Genomic DNA, 21,396 nt, shown 5'->3' on the forward strand with positions numbered 1-21,396 from the left:
CCTAAGATAGAGCTGGGAGCAATGGTGATGCCTGCTAAAGCGGCGGCTCCCGTTTTAAGGAATTTTCTTCTTGAAAAGTCTGACATGGTTTTATTTTTAAGAGTTAGTAATTAATTTCAGCCTGTTATATCATTAAAAACTTATTATGGCTTTTGGAGTAATCCGTATCCGTTTTTCATATTTCTTCTTCTTTCCCATATTTGCTCCAGTGTCTCCAGTTCTCCTATCGCGGGTAAATCGTGCGTATAGGCGTCGTGCAAAAAGGTCCATGCGTATTCGGACGCGATGGCGGAGTCTCGTATGAGCGGGAGTTTGGGGTTTCTGGTTCCGGTTTCTATGGAGTCGGCAAACAGGTCGCACAGTACATCGATGTTTTTCCCTCCGAAGGGTTTCTCTATCCGCTCTGTCCGTGTGACTCCGCGAAGGTCGACAACGGCGGTTTTAAAGTCGTGCGTCATGCGGGCGATTCCTTTGGTACCGATGATGTCCACGTATGAATTGTGGGTCTGGTCCTTGGATAATTGTCCGTAGACAAATCCCTGGGTGATATCGAAGACAACGCCGTTCTGGAATGTTCCGTGGCATTGCACCCACCAGGGGTCCTTATAACTCCACATGTTGACTCCCTGTGAATGCCACGTCTTGTATTCGCATCCGGCATACCAGCGTGCGATGTCTACATAGTGCATTCCGCAGTCGTGGAAGGCGGGTCCTTCATATTCGTGTCCTTCCCCCGGTGCGAGTCCCGGAGTCATGTGGCAGATGCGCAGGATGGCCAGTTCACCGATCTCTCCCCGGTCTATAAATTGCTTGATGGCCTGATGGTACCAGGCATTACGGAGATACAGGTTGACGGTAGAGAAACAAGCGGCTTTTTCAGTGATGTCCACTACTTCCCATTCTTTGTCGATAGTGTCTGAAACGGGTTTTTCGGAGATGATATGCTTGCCGTATTTGATGGCCTTTTCAATCCGGTCTTTCCGTGAGTCTGCCAGAGCAAATAGTCCTACTACCTGCACACTTTCATCATCGAACATTTCCTGTTCGTTTTCCAGTATCTTCGATTCGGGAGATAATTTCTTCGCCAGTTCCCGGCAATCGGGATTGATGTCGCAAATGTATGCGACCTCCCATCGCCCGCTTTTCTGCATTTCTTTTAAATAAAATCGCCCCATTCTGCCAAAACCGATGAGACCAACTTTAATCTTCATAATACCTATTCTTTTAATTTTTTTATCCCATAAAATACTTAGCCTTCTTCGGAATCACTTTATATACTGCTGCCGTGAATGCCCAACTGCAAAGGAAAATGCAAACAGCCATCAAGGGAACCTGCAATGGAATAGGAATTTCCGAAGGACCTATCAGCAGGAAGAACGGACCTACCACAAAGTAGTGTACCATGTAAATTCCGAAACCGCACTTTGTCATATTGGCTAATGCTTTGACTACGACAGGCGTATTGACTACCACTTTCTTCATCAACAGGAATGCTGCTAACGTCATCAACAGCACATTCGGGCTACAGAACGTGAAATAAAGTTCCATTTCAGTCTCCGTAGCATTCGGATTGGCAGCAGTCGTACTGAATCCTGTGTACGTCACGTAATAACCGACGGCAAACATTACGGCACAAATAAGGAATGTCTTCCACACACTCCAATTGCTATTATGACGATCGGATTCTCCGTTACCACTAAAAGGCCAGAAGATTTTTAGTATATTTCCGTCCTTGTTTTCTTTCACGTAATGTCCCAGCAGCAGATAACCGTTGAATCCGGCGAAGTAGTAAAGCATGCTGAATTCGTTCCATGTATCGGTACCGAAAACATAACCGCTGCGGTCGAAGAGCCAGTTGGCTACATATTCGCGTATATAAGGAATAAAGAGAGAGACGATCCAGATAAACAGGAATACTTGCTTGGTTTTGTTGCTTGCCCGCTCTACCCATGCAGAGAAGAAAGGCATATAGAGGTATAATCCGATGAGCAGATAGATATACCACATGTGATTTTCCTTGTGGCTGAAATTGAACGGAATCATGGCCACATCTTTCAGCGAATCCATGAGACTTTGCGACTCATGTCCCTGAGTGTAGCAGAAGAAGTCGCCTATGATTTCTTTGGGCAGACCTAAAAGTCCCGTAAACCAGGGGAACATACTGTAAAGCACCGACCAGATGAGGAACGGAAAAAGTACGCGGAAAATACGTTTCTTGTAAAAAGTGCCCAAAGGCTGTTCTTGTCTGACGGGAAGCAGAAGGAGTCCGGTCATCATCACGAACAGGGGAACCGATGGACGCAGAAGTGAACCGTAGATCGCTGCCCAATGTGTGTACTCAGGAATAACCCGCATCGTGGGGGAAATGTAAAAAGGATCAATACAATGTACGCCGATTACCATTAGCATGGCAACGCAACGAATCACGTCCAGCCAAACCATCCGGTTGTCTGTAATAGAGTTTTTTGTCATGGTGTTTTGTTTTTAAGTTATGTAGGCAAAGTTAACGAACGGGAGAAACATCTATGATTAAAAAATGACCATTTTAGAGCAATCCTGAACCAAATTAAGCGTAAATGCTTAATTTTGCACTTAATTAATGTCATTATATACAGAAAACTTATGCTGAAAATATTAGTAACGTATGCCGTTCAAGGCGAGTTCGTAGAAATTAAGTGGCCGGATGTGGAGCCTTATTATATCCGTACGGGCATCGGAAAAGTGAAATCTGCCTTTCATCTGGCAGAGGCGATTCGCCAGGTGCAACCCGATCTTGTCTTGAATATCGGAAGCGCGGGAACGGTCAGCCATCAGGTAGGAGATATCTTTGTCTGCCGTAAATTTATAGACCGCGACATGCAGAAGCTTGCCGGGTTCGGTATGGAATGTGAAATAGACTCTTCCGCTTTGCTCGAAACAAAGGGGTTCTGCAAACATTGGACAGAAGAAGGGATCTGCAATACGGGAGATGGTTTCCTGACGGAACTGACTCATGTCAGCGGAGACGTTGTGGATATGGAAGCGTATGCGCAGGCCTTCGTCTGCCGTTCCAAGGAAATCCCTTTTATCTCCGTGAAGTACGTGACTGACATTATCGGGCAAAACTCCGTGAAACATTGGGAAGACAAACTGGTTGACGCCCGTCAGGGACTTTCGGATTATTTCAATGTCTTGAAAGAGAGAATATGATAGGTGACGCCTGCCGCTATTAGTCCCAGAAGGATTTTCACCCATAGAAGCGGAATCAGGAAAAAGATGCAATAGAGCATCGTTCCCCACATCAGCACAAGGGAGATGATCTTGGCTCGGAGCGGTATGGCCTTATTTTCACGGAAGTTGCGGATGTACGGACCGAAGTGCCGGTGATTCAGCAACCAATTGTATAATCGGGGCGACCCTTTGAAATAAAGTGCGGCGGTAAGTAATAGAAAAGGAGTAGTAGGCAGTAACGGCAGGAAGATGCCGAGAATGCCGAGTCCGAGAGATATGCTTCCTAAAACAATATACAGAGTTTTCATTCGGCAAAGATAGTGTAAAAACAGGAAAAAATAATCGGGTTTGCGGGATGAAAGCTCTTTTTATATTACCTTTGTCCTTGCATCGAGGTGACATTAGATGCATGTAACCATATAAAATATATACAGCCATGTTTACAGTAATCAAACGCATGGAGATATCAGCTTCTCACAAACTGGTACTCCCGTATCGCAGTAAATGCGCCAGTCTACACGGTCACAACTGGATTATCACTGTCTATTGCCGTTCTTCACGGCTCAACTCCGAAGGAATGGTGGTGGATTTCACCCGCATCAAAGAAGTGGTCACGGAGAAACTGGACCATCAGAACCTGAATGAAGTACTTCCATTCAATCCGACAGCGGAGAACATTGCCCGCTGGGTTTGCAAACAGATTCCGCAATGCTATAAAGTAGAAGTGCAGGAGTCCGAAGGAAATATCGTTATCTACGAGAAAGACCGTACCGAAGACGAGAAAGAGTAAACGCGCACCAAACAAAACTTTTTTTGAAAGATGAGAAAGATTAACGAAATCTTTTATAGTTTGCAGGGGGAAGGCTATCATACCGGAACACCGGCTGTTTTTGTCCGCTTCTCCGGCTGTAACTTGAAATGCAGTTTCTGCGACACGCAGCACGAAGAGGGCACTTTGATGACGGACGACGAAATCATAGCCGAAGTCAGCAAATATCCGGCTGCAACCGTTATCCTCACCGGCGGAGAACCGTCGCTCTGGATAGACGACGCGCTGGTCGACCGTCTGCACGAAGCAGGCAAGTATGTTTGTATCGAAACCAACGGGACACGCCCTCTGCCGGCATCTATCGACTGGGTGACTTGTTCGCCAAAGCAAGGCGCCCGGTTGGCCATTACCCGGATGGATGAGGTGAAAGTGGTCTACGAAGGACAAGATATAAGCATTTATGAACGACTTTCCGCTGAACATTTTTTCCTCCAGCCTTGTTCTTGTTATAACACTGCTTTGACAGTGGATTGTGTAATGCGACACCCCAAATGGAGACTAAGCCTGCAAACACACAAACTAATCGACATCCGCTAAACAGACAGAACGGATGGAGTAGCAGAGGATGCATCTAAATTTTACGTAATATAATTATGAAAGTAGGTTTATTTATTCCTTGTTATATCAATGCTATTTACCCCAATGTGGGGGTAGCATCGTATAAACTATTGAAAAGTTTAGGAGTAGATGTCGATTATCCGTTGGATCAGACCTGTTGCGGACAACCGATGGCAAACGCCGGTTTTGAAGACGAGTCGATGAAGTTGGCATTCCGTTTTGAAGATCTGTTCCAGAAGTACGATTACATTGTCGGCCCTTCTGCCAGTTGCGTGGCATTTGTGAAAGAAAACCATCCCCGGATTTTGGGGACCGAAGGACATGTGTGCCAGAGTGCAGGGAAGATTTATGATCTCTGCGAGTTTATCCATGATGTGCTCAAACCGGCGAAGATACCGGCACGCTTCCCGCACAAAGTCAGCATTCACAACAGCTGCCACGGTGTGCGCGAACTCTTCATCTCCGCTCCCAGCGAATTGAACATCCCTTATTACAACAAACTGCGTGATCTGCTCAATATGGTGGAAGGCATCGAAGTGTTCGAGCCCAGCCATATAGACGAATGTTGCGGCTTCGGCGGAATGTTTGCCGTAGAAGAACAGGCGGTATCCGTCTGCATGGGGCGTGATAAGGTGAAAGACCACATGGCTACCGGAGCCGAATACATTGTCGGAGCGGACAGTTCCTGCCTGATGCATATGCAAGGTGTCATCAAACGGGAACATCTGCCGATTCAAATTATCCATATTGTAGAAATCTTAGCGTCGCAATCATGAGTACCAAACATTCGAAGGCTGCCGAAAAGTTCTTGCAGGACAGCAAGATGGCAGCATGGCATAACGAAACCCTTTGGATGGTCCGTGCCAAAAGGGACAAGATGAGCAAGGAAGTTCCCGAATGGGAGGAACTGCGCAACAAGGCTTGTGAACTGAAACTGTATTCCAGCAGCCACCTCGAAGAACTCCTGCTGGAGTTTGAGAAGAACGCTACTGCCAACGGGGCGATTGTACATTGGGCAAAAGATGCAGATGAATATTGTGCCATTGTGTACGAGATTCTGAATGAGCATAACGTGCACCACTTCATCAAAAGCAAATCGATGCTTGCCGAAGAATGTGGTCTGAACCCTTTCCTGATGGAACGTGGAATTGATGTGGTAGAGTCCGACTTAGGCGAGCGTATCCTGCAACTGATGCATCTCGAACCGAGCCATATCGTTCTGCCTGCGATCCACATCAAGCGGGAACAGGTAGGCGAATTGTTTGAAAAGGAGATGGGTACGGAAAAAGGAAACTTCGACCCGACCTACCTTACACATGCCGCACGCAAGAACCTGCGTCACCTCTTCCTGAATGCGGAAGCTGCCATGACGGGCGCCAACTTTGCCGTAGCCTCTACCGGAGACATCGTCGTCTGCACCAATGAAGGAAATGCCGATATGGGTACTTCTTATCCCAAACTGAATATCGCCGCTTTCGGTATGGAGAAGATCGTGCCGGACTTGGAGGCGCTGGGAGTGTTCACCCGTCTGCTGGCACGTTCGGCAACCGGACAGCCGGTGACTACTTATACTTCTCATTACCGTCGTCCCCGCGAAGGCGGTGAATATCATATTATTATCGTAGATAACGGTCGGAGTACACTGCTCTCCAAGCCCGGTCATATCAAGACACTGAACTGTATCCGTTGCGGTGCCTGCATGAATACCTGTCCGGTCTATCGACGGAGTGGGGGATACTCTTATACTTACTTTATACCCGGTCCTATCGGTATCAATCTGGGGATGGCCCACGATCCGGAGAAGTATTATGATAATCTTTCCGCCTGTTCGCTGTGCATGTCTTGTTCCGATGTCTGCCCGGTAAAAGTGGACTTGGCGGAACAGATTTACAGGTGGCGTCAGGATCTCGACGCATTGGGAAAGGCGAATACCGGAAAGAAGATAATGTCCGGTGGAATGAAATTCCTGATGGAACGTCCCGCACTGTTCAATGCGGCTTTGTGGGCGGCTCCGATAGTGAATGGTCTGCCGCGCTTTATGAAATACAATGACTTGGACGATTGGGGCAAAGGGCGCGAACTGCCGGAATTTGCCGGAGAGTCATTCAATGAAATGTGGAAGAAAAACAAGGTACAGGGAAAGGAGGAATCAAAATGAGCAGCAGAGAAGAAATACTGGCGAGCATCCGTAAGCATACGCAGTCGCATTATGAAAAGCCGGATATAGCAGATATGAAACGGTTGACGTATCCCGACAAAGTGGAGCAGTTCTGCGCTATCAGCCGTGCTGTCGGTGGTACGGCAGTGGTATTGGACAAAGGGGAAGATGTGAATGCTGTCATTCGCCGGACGTATCCGGATGCGATGCGCATTGCTTCCGTACTGCCGGATATATCTTGTGCAACTTTCAATCCGGATATGGTGGACGACCCGAAAGAACTGGACGGAACGGAAGTTGCCGTCGTTCGGGGAGAGATCGGGGTAGCCGAGAACGGTGCGATCTGGATACCGCAACAGGTGAAGTATAAAGCGATTTATTTTATCTCGGAGAGTCTGGTGATTCTGATCGACCGGAACAAGATTGTGGATACCATGTATGACGCTTATTGCCAACTGGACGGACAGGAATATCAGTTCGGTACTTTTATTTCCGGTCCCTCAAAGACGGCGGATATCGAACAGGCATTGGTCATGGGAGCGCATGGAGCACGGGAGGTTTTAGTCATATTGACATAATTCCGGCTTTATTATTCTAAAATAAATTTGGATTTAAAACAATAGAAGCTTAGTTTTGTTAGGACAAAGAAAAAACAGAGCTTCTGTTTATATCGAACGAAGGCTCCGTTGCTCAGAAACAGAGCCTTCGTTTTCATTATATAGAGTCTCTGTTTGAGATCCCGTTGACAGACAAGAATCAAAAATCGTCTAATAATAAATTGATATGTATGCAAATAAAGTAAAGAAGATAGCTGCCGTTCACGATCTTTCGGGGATGGGACGCGTTTCTCTGACAGTCGTTATTCCTATATTGTCCTCGATGGGCTTTCAGGTCTGTCCGCTTCCTACGGCAGTGTTGTCCAATCACACCCAGTATCCCGGCTTCTCCTTTCTGGACCTGACGGATGAAATGCCGAAAATCATTGCCGAATGGAAGAAACTGGAGGTACAGTTTGATGCTATTTATACCGGTTATCTGGGCTCTCCGCGACAGATTCAGATTGTTTCCGATTTTATCAAGGATTTCCGTCAGCCGGATAGTCTGATAGTAGCCGATCCGGTGCTGGGAGACAATGGACGGCTTTATACCAACTTTGATATGGATATGGTGAAGGAAATGCGTCATCTGATAACCAAGGCGGATGTGATTACTCCGAATCTGACTGAGTTGTTTTATTTGCTGGACAAACCGTATAAAGCGGACAATACCGACGAGGAACTGAAAGAATATCTCCGTCTCTTGTCTGACAAAGGTCCGCAGGTGGTTATTATCACCAGTGTTCCGGTGCACGATGAGCCCCATAAGACTTCCGTATATGCCTACAATCGTCAGGGTAACCGCTACTGGAAGGTGACTTGTCCTTATCTGCCTGCACACTATCCGGGTACGGGGGATACTTTTACGAGTGTGATCACCGGTTCTTTGATGCAGGGAGACAGCCTTCCGATGGCGTTGGACCGTGCTACGCAATTTATTTTGCAAGGTATCCGGGCAACCTTCGGCTATGAGTATGACAACCGGGAAGGCATTCTGCTGGAGAAGGTTCTTCACAATCTGGACATGCCGATACAGATGGCTAGCTATGAGTTGATATAAAAAGCTTTTAATATTTATAAACTTTTGTACTTCAGATATTTCTGCTATTTTTGCGTCATTATAAATTGATCTTGAATAACTATATCTGATGACTCAAACACTTAAAACGACTGAACGGCTCGGAGTTGTAGATGCTCTGCGCGGATTTGCCTTGCTGGCTATTGTATTGTTGCATAATCTGGAACATTATAATCTGTTTTTACCGTTGGAATGTACCTTGCCTGCATGGTTGCAGACGGTAGATAAGTATGCGTGGGACACCATGTTTTTCCTGTTTGCAGGGAAGGCGTACGCTACGTTCTCTTTATTGTTCGGCTTTAGTTTTTATATTCAGTTTCATAATGCGGAGAAGCGGGGAACTGACTTTCGCGGGCGCTTTGCGTGGCGGATGTGCTTGCTTTTCCTGTTTGCGCAGCTGCATGCCTTGTTCTATAACGGGGATATTCTGCTGCTCTATGCAGTAGTCGGCTTTGCCTTGATTCCGGTTTGTAAACTCAAAGATAAAGCCGTTTTCTGGATTGCCGTTATCTTGCTTCTGCAACCCTACGAGTGGGGGCGTGCCATCTATGCAATGATCAATCCGGAGTATGTACCGGTGACAGGTCATTATATTCCTTTTGCCAAGCTTGCGGAGGAAGTGACGGCTACCGGCAGTTTCTTTGAAGTACTCCGTTCCAATATCACTGACGGACAATTATATAGCAATATCTGGCAGGTAGAGAACGGTCGCCTGTTCCAGACGGCAGCTTTATTCATGTTCGGAATGCTTCTGGGACGCCGGAAGTACTTTATGAAAAGCGAAGAGTCCCTGCGCTTTTGGAAGAGGATGCTGACAGGTGCTGCAATCGCTTTTATTCCTCTCCATTGTCTGAGGGTGTTTGTTCCTGAACTGATCACGAATCCGTCCATCTTGGTTCCGTATAAGATAGCTGTCCCGTCTTATGCCAACTTTGCTTTCATGATTGTTCTTGTTTCCGTCTTTACCTTGCTTTGGTTTAAAAAAGATACGGGATATAGCTGGCAAAGTCTGCTGATTCCTTATGGCCGTATGAGTCTGACGAACTATATCTCGCAGTCCATCATGGGGGTAACTATCTATTATGGATTCGGACTGGCCATGTACAAATATGCAGGTGCAACAGGAAGCTTGCTGATCGCATTACTTATCTTCACCGTACAGCTGATATTCAGCCGCTGGTGGCTTGCCCGTCATAAGCAGGGACCGCTTGAGTTTCTGTGGCGTAAGGGGACTTGGATTTAGTGGACATGAAGAATGATGAACGAAGAATTACTTTGCAGCGTGATAGCGCAGCCAGTTCTTCATTCATCATTCAAAACCATACAGAAAGAAACAAACTGAAAACAACCGGGATTTCGGATTGATCCCCTATTTCATATAGAGAAATCAACGGGTCCGAGTTGCTTCTACATAAGAGTTTTTCGGGCATTCTATTGTCATCTGTCAGCTTTTAGTATTTAAACATCTACGAAACAGCCGTTTATATCATGACAATAAGACCTGATAATAAGGCTGACAGTAGAAAAACAGGCGTTTTATTGTCAGCCCATTACCCAAAGATAAATCCTGCAATTTAAATATCCTCTCCTTCTCCTTGTATTTTTTGAGCGCTCACTTTGCTCATGACAACCCATCAAAGCAGTTGTGCCATACCGGTAAAACAGTTGTGCCAACGTAGTGACACAACCGTGCCAACACGATGGCACAACTGTGCCAAGCCTTTGGCACAACCATTTCCAATAGAAGAAACAACAGTTCCAAGCAAGGAAACGACAATTCTATAAACACGAAACAGCAGCTTTCTACAGATGAGCAAGCAAAAACATCCGCCCAGTCATTTATCCCCTTCAAGATTCGCAAGAATAAGAGAAATCATTGATGCCTCCTATCAGAATTGAAAAAAAAGGCTGACAATAAAACGCCTGTTTTCTATTGTCAGCCTTATTATCAGGTCTTATTGTCATGATATAAACGACTGTTTTGTAGATGTTTAAATACTAAAAGCTGACAGATGACAATAGAATCTACTTAATTCTCGAATGTATATGTCTCCTACAATAGATGTTTTTAACTTCTAATTTGTAACAAAAGGATACGAAGGACTAATATACTCACCTACCACCTCCCCCTACGATCAGGAAGCGGTCTTTTCCTGAATTGTTTCGATAAAAAAAGAAGCCCCCTTTCTCACGAAAGAGGACCCCTATTTACAAACAAAACAAACAATGTTATTTTCCCACTAAATTCTGCTCCAAAAACTTTTTAAACACGTTTTAACGCATGTTCATTCCTGCTACAGAATGAAACCTCTGCATCATACCAACGAATTACTAATGGAGCACGAAATATTAAAAGGACTTGAAATGGTATTATTTCTACTATTCGGTAGAGAATAACTTAAATATCTTTTGATGTAACATTCTGATATACTACTTATTAAAGAAGAAATTTTCTGCATACATATCAATCTTCTGAAAGTAAAAAGTGTCTTCATTGCCTTTTCTGTTTTATTTGTTGGCGTAAAGGTAATAATAAATGCTCTTTTTTACCTACATTATCAGTGTCTTTTAATCTTTTTTCTTCTTTTACCCCTTTTCTATCGTTTTAAAAAGTGATATTTACATAGAAAAGGCAGGAAAATACGATTTTCCCGCCTTTTGAAAAGCTTATATAATAAGTCTGATTAGTTATTTTCCGGACGAAGTTTGCGAACTGTTACAGCAGTCTGCCACATTTCGCTTTCGCGCAATGCTTTCAGTTCTTCTTCCAGTTTCTCACGATAATCCGGTTTAGAGTTGGAGTCGATTGAAATCTGCGCTTCGTTACCAGTCTTTACACTGTGATACAATTTTTCAACTACCGGTTTGATAGCGTCATGGAACGGGCCCATCCAGTCGAGAGCACCACGTTGAGCTGTAGTAGAGCAGTTAGCGTACATCCAGTCCATACCATTCTTTGCGAACAACGGCATCAGTGACTGAGTCAGTTCTTCTACCGTTTCGTTGAATGCTTCAGAAGGGCTGTGTCCGTTTTCACGCAAAACTTCGTACTGTGCCAACAACAAACCTTGGATTGCACCCATCAGTGAACCACGTTCTCCTGTCAGGTCGGAAGTAGCTTCACGGCTGAAAGTTGTTTCAAACAAATAACCTGAACCGATACCGATACCCAGTGCAATTGTTCTGTCCATTGCATTGCCTGTTGCATCCTGATAGATAGCGTAAGAAGAGTTCAAACCGCGACCTTCGAGGAACATGGTACGCAAAGAAGTACCCGAACCTTTAGGAGCCACCATAATCACGTCGATATCTTTTGGAGGAACTACACCTGTGCGATCACTCCATGTGATAGCGAAGCCATGAGAGAAATAAAGAGCTTTTCCGGCAGTCAGGTAAGGTTTGATAGTTGGCCATACAGACATTACTGCCGCATCAGACAACAAACACATAACGACTGTACCTTTCTCACAAGCCTCTTCAATGCCGAATAAAGTTTCACCCGGAACCCATCCGTCAGCTACTGCTTTATCGTATGTTTTACCCGGACGCTGACCAACGATTACATTAAAACCGTTATCACGCAGATTCAATGCTTGTCCAGGACCTTGTACACCGTAACCGATTACAGCGATTGTTTCATTTTTTAATACTTCACGAGCCTTTTCCAATGGAAATTCATCACGGATTACTACGGTTTCTGTAGTACCGCCAAAATTCAACTGTGCCATTTTTTTGTTTTTTTGTTTTAAGCCTTTCTTCTTTCTCCATTACGAAAAAATAAAGAAGAGGCAAGTTATTAATTATTATAATCTTTTTAAAATCCGATTCTCCAACCTACATTAAATTGAAAAATGCTGTTATACTTCTTGCCGGAAGAGGACCATTCATCGGGATACTTCTTCCAGACATCAATCAGCCCCAAATTGTGACTTGCCGAAAGCTGAAGACCAAAGTCCCACTGATAACCGATACCGACTCCTATAGAAAAGTCAAATTTACGCATTTTGTCCAGATCTGACAATTCATCATAATCTCTTCCATCATCCCGGACTACATTAAAACCGAACTGGGGACCTGCAAATACAAACAACCCTTTGTACACATATCCTTTTGCGTAAACCGGTATACTGACGTAATCCAACTTGGTCGTATAAGAGATGTAATCAGTTGTAAACCTATTGCCCAGCACCAGATAATTAACTCCTATGCCCATACCGACTCTTTCATTCCAGATAACTTCCATCCCCATACCTATATTAAATCCGGGACGCACCTTACTATTATTGTCGCTATTGGTTATATTGGATAATCCTAAACCTACTTCTGGTATAAAACTGATCTCCTGAGCACTCACTTTGAGTGCGGACAAAAGAAGCAATATGGCATACCATTTCTTCATCTCTCTGTTTGCTATTCAAACATCACTTTGGAACGGCAAACGACTTCGCTCCCGTTTTTCTTCACTTCTACATGAAACTCGTTTTCATTCGCCTCATCGCAGAAGAAAGAAAGCTCATCTCCGAAATAACTTTCAGCCACATACGCCATTTCAAACCGGCGGATGCGTTTTGTCTGATACAATTCTATCGGAAACAAGTCTAGTATATGCTCGATATAACGGATACTGTTTACATGCCCGTTAATATCTATATCACTGTATTTGGCCGTCAGCGTTGCAACAGGCTGATCACTGGTCACCTTGATACGCGAAGGCTTTTCAATCGGACAAGGCTCATCGCACACATAATCGACGATGCTCCCTCCATGCAGTGCCAACAGATCGGCAGGCTTACGGGTATTCAAATTGATCATCGCCCATACGGAACGTGCATAGCCTATCTTTTTGCCATCCTTGTCAATGATGGCAAAGTTACGGTCGGTAAACAGACGATAGACATTCTCCACCCATGTCTGAACCGAGAACTTCTCGTATTGATAAGGCATCTCATCCAATTCGACAGCCAGACGGGAAAGTACCCATGTGTAATTGTCCTCGTTCAGCGTAGCAATACCAAATCCACGGTCGCTGGCATGAAAACCTGCACAATTCAGCAGATGGTTTCCCAGCACTCCCATTGTCAGGCGTCCGTTAAAGTCCACATGAAACGGCTCTGCCACAAACTGATAGGTCCCTATTTTATTTTCTTCACTCATCACTCTTGTTGTTGTTTACTTTGCTTATACTTCGCTTCCTGTCCATCCAGAAACTCATTTACCCGCTCGAAACAACTGGTAGTAATGGCTACACGCCCCGAACGAACAAATTGCAGAACACATTTCAAAGCCCGAAGTTCTTCGTAAAGTGAAGTGATCTCTTCACTCATACCGTTTTTCTCAACGATAGAGAATACCGGATTCACTTCTACAATACGGGCATTATATCTGCGGATCACCTTAGATGCTTCCGGAGTTTCCTGAAAAGCGGGAGTAGATACCTTATATAAGGCAATCTCGTGAAAATAAATCTCGTCTTCCGTAAAATAGTGTGCCTGAATAACGTCAATCTTCTTTTCAATCTGCTTCACCACCTTCTCGATAGTGTCCCTATCGGTCCATGCGGTAATCGTATATTTATGTACACCTTTGATAGAAGAAGCAGACACGTTCAAACTCTCGATGTTTATTTGGCGGCGTGTAAATACAGCAGTTACCTGATTCAGCAATCCGGCTATATTTTCGGAATGAACTATAATTGTATATAATGTCTTATCACTCATAACTTTTTAAACTAAGAATTAACATTCCAGCAACATCTGATTTACCGAACCACCCGGAGGGGTCATCGGCAGGACATTACCTTCTTCTACCACACAAGCTTCGAGCAGGAACGGTCCGTCTGTCGACAGCATTTCGTCGATAGCCACTTTCAGTTCTTCCCGCGAAAATACACGCTTGGAAGGAATATCGTAGGCAGAAGCGATTTTCATATAATCCGGATTCAGCATCGGAGTAAACGAATAACGGCGATTAAAGAACATTGCCTGCCATTGGCGCACATTGCCGAGATAATTGTTATTCAAGCAGATAATCTTCACCGGAGCCTTCTGTTCCATGATTGTCCCCAGCTCCTGAATATTCATTTGCAGTCCGCCGTCGCCCATAAATACACATACTGTGCGATCCGGACGTCCGAAAGTAGCTCCGATAGCTGCCGGAAGACCAAACCCCATTGTGCCGAGTCCGCCCGAAGTAACGATACTACGTTCTTTGGTATATTTAAAATAACGGGCAGAAATCATCTGATTCTGACCTACATCTGTCACCAATATAGCTTCGTGCCGGGTCGCTTCGCTTACTGCGCGTACTACTTCTCCCATACTCAGAGAATCCGTTGCGGGATGAAGTTCGGGACGAATGACTTTTTCTTCCTCTACTGCCTCATATTCCTTGAAACTATCTACCCATTCGGTATGCTGATTCTTTTTCAACAGTTCGGTCACAGCGGACAATGTCTTTTTGCAGTCACCCAGAACGGCAATATCTACCTTTACATTCTTGTTAACTTCTGCCGGATCAATATCAAAATGAATCACTTTCGCTTGTTTGGCATAAGTAGCCAGATTACCTGTCACACGATCATCAAAACGCATGCCGACAGCAATCAGTACATCACATTTGTTGGTATTGATATTGGGGCCTAAATTTCCATGCATGCCCAACATTCCTTTATTCAAAGGGTGATCAGTAGGCAATGCGGACAGTCCGAGCAAGGTACAACCTGCCGGCATATCTGCCTTTTCGATAAAGGTACGCAGTTCTTCCTGAGCATTTCCCAGTTCTACTCCCTGTCCTACTAACACAAGCGGACGTTCGGCATTATTAATCAGTTCGGCAGCAGCCTTTACCGATTCTTCGTCTGTGTCGGGAACCGGAACATAACTGCGGATAAACTCCTGCTTTGTCGGTTCATATTTCGTTTTTTCAACCTGTGCATTTTTAGCAAAGTCGAGTACCACCGGACCGGGACGTCCGCTGCTGGCAATATAAAAAGCACGTGCTATCGCCCAAGCCACGTCTTCCGCACGACGAATCTGATAGCTCCATTTAGCGATTGGCTGGGTGATACCTACCAAATCGACTTCCTGAAAAGCGTCCGTTCCGAGAAAACCTGTCCCCACCTGCCCTGCAATGACAACGATAGGAGTGCTGTCTATCATCGCATCTGCAATACCGGTGATGGTATTTGTTGCTCCGGGACCACTGGTTACCAGACAAACACCTACTTTACCCGATACACGGGCATAGCCTTGTGCCGCATGGGCAGCTCCCTGTTCATGGCGAACCAAGATATGATTCAATGTATTTTGATGGTCGTACAGGGCATCGAATGTAGGCATTATGGAACCACCGGGATAACCGAAAATGGTAGTCACTCCCTGATGTTCCAGAGAACGCATCATTGCCTCTGCGCCTGTTATTAAGTCCTTACTCATAGTTTCTTAATGGATAATGGAAATTCATAATAGATAATGAAGTGGATCAATCAATTAATCTCACTGCTCCCTTATCGGCAGAGCTTACCATGCTGGCGTATGCTTTCAGACTCTTCGGCACGTAACGGTCACGAGTAACGGGAGTCATCGGGCGGGCAGCCAGTTCTTCATCTGTTAGTCGCACGTTAATCGTTCGGGCGGGAATGTCGATTTCAATAATATCTCCATCTACTATCTTTCCTATGTTACCTCCGGCAGCGGCTTCAGGAGAAACATGTCCGATACTCAATCCGGAAGTTCCACCACTGAAACGTCCGTCGGTAATCAAGGCACATTCTTTGCCAAGGTGACGGGATTTGATATAAGAAGTCGGGTAAAGCATTTCCTGCATACCGGGACCACCCTTCGGACCTTCGTGCGTGATGACGACAACGTCGCCGCTGACGACTCGGCCTCCAAGAATGCCTTCACAAGCTGCTTCTTGTGAGTCGAATACTTTGGCCGGTCCGGTAAATTTCCAGATACTTTCGTCTACCCCCGCCGTTTTTACCACACAACCGTCCTGAGCAATATTTCCTTTCAATACCGCCAGACCTCCGTCTTTGCTATAAGCATGTTCCAAATCACGGATGCAGCCGCTCGCACGATCTGTATCCAGTTCCTTATAATATGCACCCTGAGAACCAAGTACGAGATTGAATCTGTTTCCTGCCGCACTTGAATATTTCTTTATTGCTTTTTCTGTAACATGGGGGCTCGTGATTGAATATTGATCGATTGCTTCCGCCAACGACATGCCATCCACACGGAGAACAGAGGTATCAATCAGACCGCCTTTTGCCAATTCTGCTAAAATGGCAATAATACCACCTGCACGGTTAACATCTTGAATGTGATATTTTTGTGTATTCGGAGCGACTTTACACAGACAGGGTGCCTTACGTGACAGCATATCAATGTCATCCATCTTGAAATCAACTCCTGCCTCATGTGCTACAGCCAACAAGTGAAGAACTGTATTCGTAGAACCTCCCATCGCAATATCCAATGTCATTGCATTGAGGAATGCCTGACGGGTAGCAATGCTGCGGGGAAGTACGCTTTCGTCTCCTTCTTCATAATATTTCATTGCATTCTCTACAATCAATTTGGCAGCATCTTCAAATAGCTTTGTACGATTTTCGTGCGTAGCTACAATAGTTCCATTCCCCGGAAGAGCCAAACCGATGGCTTCATTCAGGCAGTTCATTGAGTTCGCCGTAAACATTCCTGAGCAGCATCCGCAAGTAGGACAAGCATTCTGTTCGATATTAGCCACTTCCTGATCACTTACGCTGTCATCTGCCGATTTAATCATAGCATCAATCAAATCCAGATGCTGGCCATTCCATTCGCCGGCTTCCATCGGTCCGCCGGATACGAATACGGTAGGGATATTCAGACGCATGGCAGCCATCAACATTCCCGGAGTAATCTTGTCGCAGTTGCTGATACATACCATTGCATCCGCCTTGTGCGCATTGACCATATATTCCACGCTATCTGCTATGATATCACGGGAAGGAAGCGAGTAAAGCATTCCATCGTGACCCATAGCGATACCGTCATCGATAGCAATCGTATTAAATTCCGCAGCGAAGCATCCCAGCTTCTCAATTTCAGCCTTTACCAACTGCCCGATCTCATGCAGATGCACGTGTCCCGGAACGAACTGTGTAAATGAATTGACGATAGCGATAATGGGTTTTCCCATCTGATTCTTCTTCATGCCGTTGGCTGCCCATAATGCGCGGGCTCCCGCCATGCGACGGCCTTGTGTACTAAACGAACTGCGTAATTGCTTTTTCATTTCAATCTATCTTTTAATTAAAGAGCCTCCCTCACATCAGTGAGAAAGGCTCTAAATTCTATCTTTTATGGTACGAATACATACACAAAACCTTTCTCACGCTCTTGATGGCACCACCACGACGCGAATAATATGCAGAACTGCTAGGTTAATAGATGTATGTAATATATTCATATCTTCTTTTCTTTGTTTTCGTGCTGCAAAGGTAAGGGCTTTTTTATTATCTCCAAACAAATCGAAGAAAAAAATCACTAAAAAGCGAATAATCGTAAGAAAAGAGCGGTAATAAACCTAAATTTTATCACTTAAAGGTTGAATTTGCAACTATCAGTTAGTAGAGAAGGACTGTCCATTTCTTACAAAAGCGCTTAATAATCTGAAATTTACTCAGTATGCATCCGGTAGCAAGCAAATTATTCGTATCTTTGTCCACCCTAAATAAAGGGATTTATTAATTAGAAACTATAAATATCAGATGGAAACAGTAGAAAACAAGTACATCACCGTTGCATATAAGCTATATACAGTGGAAGATGGTGAAAAAGAATTGTTCGAAGAAACAAATGCAGAACATCCTTTTCAGTTCATTTCAGGATTAGGCACAACGCTCGAAAGCTTCGAGAACCAGATAACAACTCTTTCTAAGGGTGATAAATTCGATTTTACCATTCCTGCAGATAAAGCGTACGGAGCATACGATGAGCAACATGTATTCGATCTTCCTAAACATATCTTCGAAATAGATGGCAAGTTCGATAGCGAACGCGTACAAGAAGGCAGCATTGTACCTTTAATGACCGGAGATGGCCAGCGTGTAAACGCCAGCGTAGTAGAAATCCAACAGGATGTAGTAATCGTTGACCTCAACCACCCGTTGGCAGGTGCCGACCTGTTCTTTGAAGGTGAAGTCATTGAAAGCCGCCCTGCTACTAACGAAGAAATCCAGGAACTGGTGAAAATGATGAGTGGCGAAGGCTGTGGTTGCGGATGCGACAGCTGTGGAAGCGACTGTGGCGATGACTGCGGTTGCGAAGGCGGACACTGCCATTGATAAAATGAAGAACTAAAAATGAAGAATGAAGAATTGCTATGCAGTTATTGCGCAGCTAATTCTTCATTCTTCATTTTTAGTTCTTCATTTTTAGCATCCTTTATGCGTCATAATATCAAGCACCATCTTATCCGTTTCATTCATGGCCTGCGAACCTATTCGGGTCAAATTACGGATACTTTGATCCACATCCTCATCAATAATGCCCTCTACAGAAGTTACGCAACGATCCTCCATCGCCATCATAGCAGACAATACGGCTGTCGAAACTCCTGTTGTCACTTTTAGTGCGCAACTCGGTTTGGCACCATCACAAATCATTCCCGTCAAATTGGCAATCATGTTTTGAACGGCAAAGGCAACTTGATTGTAATTTCCTCCCATCAGCCAAGTGATTCCACAACTAGATCCTGTAGCAGCTACTACGCAGCCACATAAGGCAGAAAGGCGCCCCAAACTCTGTTTGATATAGATGACTGTAAGATGACTCAACATTAAGGCACGGATCAGTTCTTCTTCGGTTTTACCATTTTCTTCGGCAAATACCACAACGGGAAGTGTAGCGGATATTCCCTGATTACCACTACCGGAGTTACTCATTACAGGAATCATTGCACCGGCCATCCGGGCGTCGCAAGCAGCTGAAGTATAAGATAGTATATGAGAAAACACACTATCTCCCATGACTTTATGTTCGTAAGTTCCCCGGAGCATCTTACCCAAAGAATGACCGTAGTTACCTTTAAAAGCCTGTTCAGCAGCAGCTTTGTTCAAACGTGCTGTATCTAGGATAAAACGGATTTCATCCAAAGGGGAGGTCAGGGCAAAATCATAGACTTTACGTAAGTTTAGTTCCAGCTGAGCTTCTTCCTCTTCCTCATTGACGGTCTGCTGCTTGTCAAGCAACACTTTCTCATCCGTAGCAATATAAACAAAAGTAGTATGTCCGCCGGCAATCACTGCCGTTGCTTTCCGACTACCGGCTTTACAGATTACTTCGATATATAGTTTCTCTGCAATATCTTCTTTTAGAGAAATACAGATTCGTTTCTCTGCGATAAACTGTTTACCTTCTTCCACCGCCTCTGGTCTGCAGTCTCTCAGCACTTCCAACTGATATTCTGATTTGCCGATCAACGCTCCTAAGGCAACAGCTATGGGAAGCCCGACCATATCCGTTCCCGGAATACCGACTCCCATCGCATTCTTCAGTATATTCGCACTCAATAATACTTCTATTTTCTCCGGTTTCATATTGAGAGTTTCGGCAGCTTTAGCCACACAAAGTGCTACCGCAATGGGCTCCGTACATCCTATCGCCGGAATCACTTCTTTTCTGATCAAGTCTATTATTTGCTTTCTTTCCGATTCAATCATAACCTATAAGGCTTTAGTTTCCACAAAAGTAGAAAATTCTTTTTTATCAAACATCCATTAGTGAACAAATAAAATTGCATATTGTTATAAAATCCCCCAAGAACCGAACTTTAACAGTTAGAATAATAGAAAAATGAAAGCAAAACACGTTATTGTTTATTTACTGCTAGCCATTTTCTCTTCTTCTTGCATCCGCGAAGAAGCTCCCAATGCAGAGGCAGATATATTGAGCTGCAGATTGCCGGAAGCAGTCATGACAACAAGCCCGATCATCACTAATAACTCCATTAACATATTCGTAGCACCGGGAACAGACATTTCATCCCTTGCACCGGAATTTACGTTAACTCCGGGAGCTACCATCGATCCTCCCAGTGGAAGTACAAGAGATTTTCATTCGCCCCAGCCATATACTGTTACGGCTGCTGACGGCTTTTGGAAGAAGAAGTACACTGTGGCCGTCATTGATACAGAGCTTGCTACCATTTATAATTTTGAAGATACGCTCGGCGGGCAGAAATATTATATTTTTGTAGAACGGGAAGGAGAAAGAGTAGTGATGGAATGGGCAAGCGGGAGCGCCGGCTATGCGATGACCGGAGTTCCTAAAACAGCCGACGACTATCCAACCTTCCAAATTGCCAATGGAAAAAGTGGAAAATGCCTGTCCTTAGTAACTCGCAGCACCGGATTCTTTGGTAGCATAATGGGAATGCCTATCGCTGCCGGAAATTTGTTCATCGGTTCCTTCGATGTAGGAAATGCCATGAGTAACCCACTGAAAGCGACTAAATTCGGGCTTCCTTTCCGGCATGTTCCTACTTATCTGGCCGGTTATTATAAATACAAAGCCGGAGATCAGTTCACAGAAGGAGGAAAACCTGTCAGTGGCAAACGTGACATATGCGATATATACGCCATCATGTACGAGACCAGTGAATCTGTACCGACCCTCGACGGAACAAATGCCTTCACCAGCCCTAACTTGATTTCAATGGCACGCATTGATGACGCTAAAGAGACAGATGAATGGACCTACTTTAAACTTCCTTTTAATATGCTAACCGGAAAATACATTGATAAAGAAAAGCTGCTGGAAGGAAAATATAATGTAGCTATCGTATTCACATCCAGTCTGGAAGGCGATCATTTTAATGGAGCTATCGGAAGTACGCTGTTGATCGATGAGGTCGAACTCATCTATCGCTCAGAAAACTGATTTCATTCTATCCATTCTCTCATATTAGAAGAGGAGAC

Annotated in this window: 21 protein-coding genes; 10 read left to right on the forward strand and 11 right to left on the reverse strand. The window is 44.7% G+C overall.

The genetic code is table 11. The features are described from left to right. From BLW31_RS18800 to BLW31_RS18810, 3 genes are all read right to left on the reverse strand, one after another. Positions 1-86, reverse strand: an 86-nt coding sequence (locus BLW31_RS18800; protein ID WP_143040764.1) for a twin-arginine translocation signal domain-containing protein, incomplete at its 3' end; no start/stop codon positions are given. Positions 87-143: 57 nt separating this feature from the next. Next, a complete protein-coding gene (locus BLW31_RS18805) occupies positions 144-1,211 on the reverse strand; it encodes a disaccharide 3-dehydrogenase (protein ID WP_055271821.1) in 1,068 nt (355 codons plus the stop codon). A gap of 22 nt (positions 1,212-1,233) precedes the next feature. After that, positions 1,234-2,472 (reverse strand): acyltransferase, encoded by a 1,239-nt coding sequence (locus BLW31_RS18810; protein ID WP_010537022.1) that lies wholly within the window; start codon positions 2,470-2,472, stop codon positions 1,234-1,236. A 150-nt stretch (positions 2,473-2,622) separates the two neighbouring features. Here BLW31_RS18810 and BLW31_RS18815 point away from each other — a divergent pair, with 150 nt between their 5' ends. After that, positions 2,623-3,189: a 5'-methylthioadenosine/S-adenosylhomocysteine nucleosidase family protein gene (locus BLW31_RS18815; RefSeq protein WP_022301987.1), complete on the forward strand. Its 567-nt coding sequence runs from the start codon at positions 2,623-2,625 to the stop codon at positions 3,187-3,189. Here BLW31_RS18815 and BLW31_RS18820 read toward each other — a convergent pair. After that, complete coding sequence (locus tag BLW31_RS18820) at positions 3,159-3,518, reverse strand: YbaN family protein (RefSeq protein WP_008760110.1); 360 nt, start codon at positions 3,516-3,518, stop codon at positions 3,159-3,161. The genes BLW31_RS18815 and BLW31_RS18820 overlap by 31 nt on opposite strands. A gap of 128 nt (positions 3,519-3,646) precedes the next feature. Between BLW31_RS18820 and BLW31_RS18825 the strand changes: the two genes are divergently transcribed. From BLW31_RS18825 to BLW31_RS18855, 7 genes are all read left to right on the forward strand, one after another. Beyond that, positions 3,647-4,000, forward strand: a complete 354-nt coding sequence (locus BLW31_RS18825) for a 6-pyruvoyl trahydropterin synthase family protein (RefSeq protein ID WP_010537024.1) — start codon at positions 3,647-3,649, stop codon at positions 3,998-4,000. 30 nt (positions 4,001-4,030) lie between these two features. After that, the gene (locus tag BLW31_RS18830) at positions 4,031-4,576 is read left to right on the forward strand and encodes a 7-carboxy-7-deazaguanine synthase QueE (protein WP_010537025.1); all 546 of its coding nucleotides are present in this window, start codon (positions 4,031-4,033) and stop codon (positions 4,574-4,576) included. Positions 4,577-4,632: 56 nt separating this feature from the next. Continuing rightward, positions 4,633-5,373, forward strand: coding sequence for a (Fe-S)-binding protein (locus BLW31_RS18835; RefSeq protein ID WP_010537026.1), 741 nt, complete (start codon positions 4,633-4,635; stop codon positions 5,371-5,373). Further along, positions 5,370-6,755 (forward strand): lactate utilization protein B, encoded by a 1,386-nt coding sequence (locus BLW31_RS18840; protein ID WP_010537027.1) that lies wholly within the window; start codon positions 5,370-5,372, stop codon positions 6,753-6,755. The genes BLW31_RS18835 and BLW31_RS18840 overlap by 4 nt, the downstream gene beginning before the upstream one ends. Beyond that, entirely contained in the window at positions 6,752-7,333 is a 582-nt protein-coding gene (locus BLW31_RS18845; RefSeq protein WP_010537028.1) for a LutC/YkgG family protein, read from the forward strand. Before BLW31_RS18840 ends, BLW31_RS18845 begins: the two co-directional genes overlap by 4 nt. Positions 7,334-7,538: 205 nt before the next feature. Further along, the gene (locus tag BLW31_RS18850) at positions 7,539-8,411 is read left to right on the forward strand and encodes a pyridoxamine kinase (protein WP_010537029.1); all 873 of its coding nucleotides are present in this window, start codon (positions 7,539-7,541) and stop codon (positions 8,409-8,411) included. 88 nt (positions 8,412-8,499) lie between these two features. Beyond that, complete coding sequence (locus BLW31_RS18855) at positions 8,500-9,672, forward strand: DUF418 domain-containing protein (protein ID WP_022301989.1); 1,173 nt, start codon at positions 8,500-8,502, stop codon at positions 9,670-9,672. A 1,441-nt stretch (positions 9,673-11,113) separates the two neighbouring features. On the opposite strand, the gene ilvC is transcribed toward BLW31_RS18855, so the two are convergent. The 6 genes from ilvC to ilvD all read right to left on the reverse strand — a co-directional run bounded on the left by ilvC (position 11,114) and on the right by ilvD (position 17,711). Beyond that, positions 11,114-12,157, reverse strand: coding sequence for a ketol-acid reductoisomerase (gene ilvC, locus BLW31_RS18860; protein ID WP_010539301.1), 1,044 nt, complete (start codon positions 12,155-12,157; stop codon positions 11,114-11,116). 86 nt (positions 12,158-12,243) lie between these two features. Continuing rightward, positions 12,244-12,828: a porin family protein gene (locus BLW31_RS18865; RefSeq protein WP_010539302.1), complete on the reverse strand. Its 585-nt coding sequence runs from the start codon at positions 12,826-12,828 to the stop codon at positions 12,244-12,246. An 11-nt stretch (positions 12,829-12,839) separates the two neighbouring features. Further along, positions 12,840-13,583 (reverse strand): acyl-[acyl-carrier-protein] thioesterase, encoded by a 744-nt coding sequence (locus BLW31_RS18870; protein WP_010539303.1) that lies wholly within the window; start codon positions 13,581-13,583, stop codon positions 12,840-12,842. Then, positions 13,583-14,146, reverse strand: coding sequence for an acetolactate synthase small subunit (ilvN, locus tag BLW31_RS18875; RefSeq protein WP_010539304.1), 564 nt, complete (start codon positions 14,144-14,146; stop codon positions 13,583-13,585). The genes BLW31_RS18870 and ilvN overlap by 1 nt, the downstream gene beginning before the upstream one ends. Before the next feature lie 18 nt (positions 14,147-14,164). Beyond that, positions 14,165-15,862, reverse strand: coding sequence for a biosynthetic-type acetolactate synthase large subunit (ilvB, locus tag BLW31_RS18880; RefSeq protein WP_010539305.1), 1,698 nt, complete (start codon positions 15,860-15,862; stop codon positions 14,165-14,167). Positions 15,863-15,908: 46 nt separating this feature from the next. After that, positions 15,909-17,711, reverse strand: coding sequence for a dihydroxy-acid dehydratase (gene ilvD, locus BLW31_RS18885; protein ID WP_010539306.1), 1,803 nt, complete (start codon positions 17,709-17,711; stop codon positions 15,909-15,911). 475 nt (positions 17,712-18,186) lie between these two features. On the opposite strand from ilvD, the gene BLW31_RS18890 reads away from it, so the two are divergent. Beyond that, positions 18,187-18,762: an FKBP-type peptidyl-prolyl cis-trans isomerase gene (locus BLW31_RS18890; protein WP_010539307.1), complete on the forward strand. Its 576-nt coding sequence runs from the start codon at positions 18,187-18,189 to the stop codon at positions 18,760-18,762. 90 nt (positions 18,763-18,852) lie between these two features. Here the strand turns inward: BLW31_RS18890 and BLW31_RS18895 are convergent, their stop codons facing one another. Further along, complete coding sequence (locus tag BLW31_RS18895) at positions 18,853-20,139, reverse strand: L-cysteine desulfidase family protein (RefSeq protein WP_010539308.1); 1,287 nt, start codon at positions 20,137-20,139, stop codon at positions 18,853-18,855. Between the two features lie 133 nt (positions 20,140-20,272). On the opposite strand from BLW31_RS18895, the gene BLW31_RS18900 reads away from it, so the two are divergent. Next, entirely contained in the window at positions 20,273-21,358 is a 1,086-nt protein-coding gene (locus tag BLW31_RS18900; RefSeq protein ID WP_010539309.1) for a PCMD domain-containing protein, read from the forward strand. Positions 21,359-21,396 lie beyond the last annotated feature (38 nt).

The sequence above is a fragment of the Bacteroides faecis MAJ27 genome, assembly GCF_900106755.1.
Lineage (GTDB): Bacteria > Bacteroidota > Bacteroidia > Bacteroidales > Bacteroidaceae > Bacteroides > Bacteroides faecis.